This window comes from Catenibacterium sp., assembly GCF_052354645.1.
Classification (GTDB): Bacteria; Bacillota_I; Bacilli_A; order Erysipelotrichales; family Coprobacillaceae; genus Catenibacterium; species Catenibacterium mitsuoka_A.
The window spans coordinates 1-3,955 of record NZ_DAWDDM010000190.1 but is presented as its reverse complement, the minus strand read 5'-3'; the positions used below and the strand labels follow the sequence as shown (position 1 = coordinate 3,955).

3 protein-coding genes, 1 tRNA gene and 2 pseudogenes are annotated in these 3,955 nt (G+C 33.4%); 5 read left to right on the top strand and 1 reads right to left on the bottom strand.

Annotation, left to right across the window (positions count from 1 at the left end):
* Positions 1–998, top strand: a pseudogene (locus tag ACT8VG_RS08340) (hypothetical protein); the annotation flags it as partial.
* A gap of 90 nt (positions 999–1,088) precedes the next feature.
* Here ACT8VG_RS08340 and ACT8VG_RS08335 read toward each other — a convergent pair.
* Positions 1,089–1,165, bottom strand: a tRNA-Arg gene (locus ACT8VG_RS08335).
* Positions 1,166–1,328: 163 nt separating this feature from the next.
* On the opposite strand from ACT8VG_RS08335, the gene ACT8VG_RS08330 reads away from it, so the two are divergent.
* The 4 genes and pseudogenes from ACT8VG_RS08330 to ACT8VG_RS08315 form a co-directional block, all read left to right on the top strand.
* Positions 1,329–1,712: a YbaN family protein gene (locus tag ACT8VG_RS08330; protein ID WP_432269936.1), complete on the top strand. Its 384-nt coding sequence runs from the start codon at positions 1,329–1,331 to the stop codon at positions 1,710–1,712.
* A complete protein-coding gene (locus tag ACT8VG_RS08325) occupies positions 1,705–2,031 on the top strand; it encodes a nitrous oxide-stimulated promoter family protein (protein WP_432269935.1) in 327 nt (108 codons plus the stop codon). The genes ACT8VG_RS08330 and ACT8VG_RS08325 overlap by 8 nt, the downstream gene beginning before the upstream one ends.
* Positions 2,028–3,767: an ABC transporter ATP-binding protein/permease gene (locus ACT8VG_RS08320; protein WP_444195611.1), complete on the top strand. Its 1,740-nt coding sequence runs from the start codon at positions 2,028–2,030 to the stop codon at positions 3,765–3,767. Before ACT8VG_RS08325 ends, ACT8VG_RS08320 begins: the two co-directional genes overlap by 4 nt.
* Positions 3,767–3,955 (top strand): annotated as a pseudogene (locus ACT8VG_RS08315) (ABC transporter ATP-binding protein); the annotation flags it as partial. The gene ACT8VG_RS08320 and the pseudogene ACT8VG_RS08315, both read left to right, overlap by 1 nt.

Sequence of the window (3,955 nt, the reverse complement as noted above, 5' to 3'; positions counted from 1 at the left end):
CTGAAAAAGATGCATTATCTGCCAATATTGATATGTTAAATACTGCGATTAATGCATACAATAAGCAGTTAGAAGAATGCAACAAGGCAAAAGATGCATTAAATGCTGCTAAAAACAATCTTGATAATGTTCAGGCTGAATATGACCAGGCTGTTAAAGACCAAAATGCTCAAGCTGATGTCGTAGCTGATACTACTAAGAAGCTAGATGATGCAAATGAAAGTCTTGCAAAAGCACAAAGAGCCACTGCTGACTGGGAAGGCATTAAAGCAGGAACTGTTGATCATTATGCACCTTATCATGATGAAGTATTAGATAACTTAAGTGACACTGTATTAGTTTATGTAAGTGCGAAAGATGCTGCTGGTTCAATTGAAACTAAGCTTGCTGATGCACAGAAGGACTATGATGAAAAGACAAAGAATTATGAGAATGCTTTAAGTGCCTATAATGCAGCTCTTAACGAATATAATGACGCTAAGGCTGATTTAGATGCATTTGATGCAAAATATGGTATTGTCACAAAAGATACAATTACTTTACTAAGTGAAATGACTTATACTGGTAAACAAATTAAACCAGAGATTGTAGTCAAAGATAGTAAAGGTAATGTTATTGATCCAAGTGAATATACAATCACTTATGGTGATAATACAGAAGTAGGGGAAGGTAGTGTTACTATTAAGTTAAGTGACGAGTATTATGTTGGTACTATCACTAAAACATTTAAGATTGTCTTAGCCTCTACTGATAAAGATGACAATACTACTCCACCTGCAGACAAGAAGGACGATGTCACAACTACTCCTTCTGATAAGAAAGATAACGTTACTGTTACTCCAACACAGAAGAATGATACAACAACTACAGTAAAGTCTGATAAGACATCTACTACTGTAAAAACAGGTGATTCATCACCAATTGTAATCTTTAGTCTTTTATCAATGCTTTCTATGTTCTTCTATACATTACTAAGAAGAAAAGAAAATAAAAACTAATATGAAAGGTACCCAGGCGTAATAGCGCTTGGGTACCTTTTTACTTAAATATAAAATAAAAACCTCGGATCAACCGAGGTAATTTTTAGATGGCGTCCACGAGGGGATTCGAACCCATGACCGCACGCTTAGAAGGCGTGTGCTCTATCCAGCTGAGCTACGTAGACATTTGTTTTTCTGCTGCTCATGTATAATACCATGACTTTTTACATAATGCAAGCACTTTTTTCCATAAATATATGTGTTGCTTTAGTAAAGCTTCTCACATATAATAAATATCAGTTTGATAAGACTAACAATTATTAGTTGAGACTAAGTAAGGAGATGAATATGAAAATTATTTGGATACTACTAGGATTTATATCTTTGATACTTGGAACTTTAGGAATTATACTACCTATTTTACCTACAGTCCCTTTCTATATGGCAACTGTATTCTGTTTTGCAAAAAGTTCAGATAAGCTTCACCACTGGTTTACGCACACAAACCTTTACAAAAAGCACTTAGATAGTTTTGTACAAAACAGATCTATGACATTAATGACTAAATGTAAAATCATGGGTATGGTTACAGCTATTATGTTAGTAGGGTTCATCTGTATGAAAAATGTACCTGTAGGAAGAATATGCATTGCGATTGTCTGGATTTTCCATATTCTGTATTTCTTTTTCCGAATAAAAACGATAAAGAAAGAAGAAATAATCAATGAATAAAGTAGAAAAAAAGAGAATTAAAGAACAGGAAACAATTGAAAAGATGATTCATATCTATTGTAAGAAGAATCATCATACAAAAGAGCTATGTCCTGAATGTAGGGAATTAGTTAATTATGCAAAAGCACGTAGTCAAAGATGTCCTTTTATGGCAGAAAAGACATTCTGTGCGCATTGCAAGGTGCATTGTTATAAGCCTGAAATGAGAGAAAGGATCAGACAGGTCATGCGTTTTAGTGGTCCTAGAATGATCATCTATGCCCCTAAAACAGCTTTATGGCATATGCTATGTACTATAAAAGAAAGGATATTAAAATGATTAAAACCAGACTTATAAAACTATTGTCTCACTCTAAAAAATATATTGTTTATACAGTATTCTGGCAATGGATTTCATTACTCGCACAGATCACTGCTGTGTTTACTATTGCAGACTTATTGGGTTATGTATTAAATAATACGCTTACTATAAGTCATCTTAAATCTACATTTTTATTATTACTAGGAGTCATAGTGATTCGCTATACATGTGAACGTATGAGTGCTCGTACATCATACCTAGCAAGTGTGGATGTAAAACGTATATTAAGAGAAAAGATTTATGATAAGATGCTTAAACTCGGAGCCTCTTATAATGAATATGTGTCTTCTTCTGAAGTGGTACAGGTGTCTACAGAAGGTGTAGAACAATTAGAAACGTATTTTAGCAAATATCTCCCTCAATTATTTTATAGTTTACTTGCACCAATCACATTATTCATTATATTAAGTCGGGTAAATCTAAAAGCAAGTATCGTACTATTAATCTGTGTACCACTTATTCCTATGTCTATAGTAGCTGTACAGAAGTTTGCGAAAAAACTATTAAGTAACTATTGGTCTACTTATACAGGACTTGGAGATTCATTTCTAGAAAACCTGCAGGGATTAACAACTCTTAAAATATATCAGGCAGATAATATGAAAGCAGAAGAAATGGATCAAGAATCCGAAAAATTCCGTAAGATCACTATGAAGGTTTTAACTATGCAGCTCAATACTATCAGTGTCATGGATATTGTCGCTTATGGTGGTGCTGCAATAGGAATGATCATTGCTTTATTAGAATATCTTCATGGACATATTAATATGCAGGGTACGCTCTGTATCATTCTTCTAGCCAGTGAATTCTTCCTTCCTTTAAGACTACTTGGATCTTTTTTCCATATTGCAATGAATGGGATGGCAGCGAGTGATAAAATCTTTAAGATTCTTGATATTCCTGAAACAAGTTCTGGAAAAGAAGTATTATCTGATCATAGTCTAGATATCTTATTCAAGGATGTTCATTTCTCTTATGAAAAGAATAGAGAAATATTAAAGGGTATTGATATGATATTACCAAAAGGATCCTTTATCTCATTAGTTGGAGAATCAGGATGTGGTAAGAGTACAATTGCTGGTATTCTAGCTGGAAAGAATAAAGAATATATAGGTGATATCACAATTGGTGGTACTCCCTTAAAGGATGTCAATGAAGAAGATTTAATGAAACATATTGTATTGATTAGACATAACAGCTATCTATTTAAGGGAACTGTAGAAGAGAATCTTCGTATGGCAGATCCTCATGCTACAAAAGAAGAAATGGAAGCAGTACTAGAAAAAGTAAACCTTTTAGGATTTCTTAACTCACAGGATGGTATAAAAACAAAACTATTAGAAAAAGCATCTAACTTATCGGGTGGTCAGTGTCAACGATTAGCCCTTGCTCGAGCTTTACTTAAAAAGGATGTATCTGTCTATATCCTTGATGAAGCAGCTTCTAATATTGATATTGAAAGTGAAGAACTGATTATGAATGTCATTCATGAATTAGCCAAAACAAAAACTGTATTACTTATTTCTCATAGACTTGCCAATGTAGTAAAGAGTGATCATATCTACTTCTTACAAGATGGACAAATCAAAGAACATGGTTCACATACTGAGTTAATGAATCAAAATGGTGCCTATAAACGTTTATATGAAACACAGATGGCTTTAGAAAACTATGGAAAGGAAGGAACTGTATAATGAATAAAACAAATCGTAGAAGTGCTATTCAAATCATGGGTCAGTTGATTGGTTTAGTTAAACCACTTCTTATTTTTATGATTGCTGCCATTCTTCTTGGTACTGTTAGCTATTTATGTGCAATCTTCCTGACTATCCTTGCAGGGCAGGTAGTTGATAATGGACTTATTACACAATTATTCTATCGT

Excerpts from the sequence above, each read along its gene's own strand:
- ACT8VG_RS08320 (WP_444195611.1), top strand. The coding sequence starts at position 2,028 with ATGATTAAAACCAGACTTATAAAACTATTGTCTCACTCTAAAAAATAT.
- ACT8VG_RS08325 (WP_432269935.1), top strand. The coding sequence starts at position 1,705 with ATGAATAAAGTAGAAAAAAAGAGAATTAAAGAACAGGAAACAATTGAA.
- ACT8VG_RS08330 (WP_432269936.1), top strand. The coding sequence starts at position 1,329 with ATGAAAATTATTTGGATACTACTAGGATTTATATCTTTGATACTTGGA.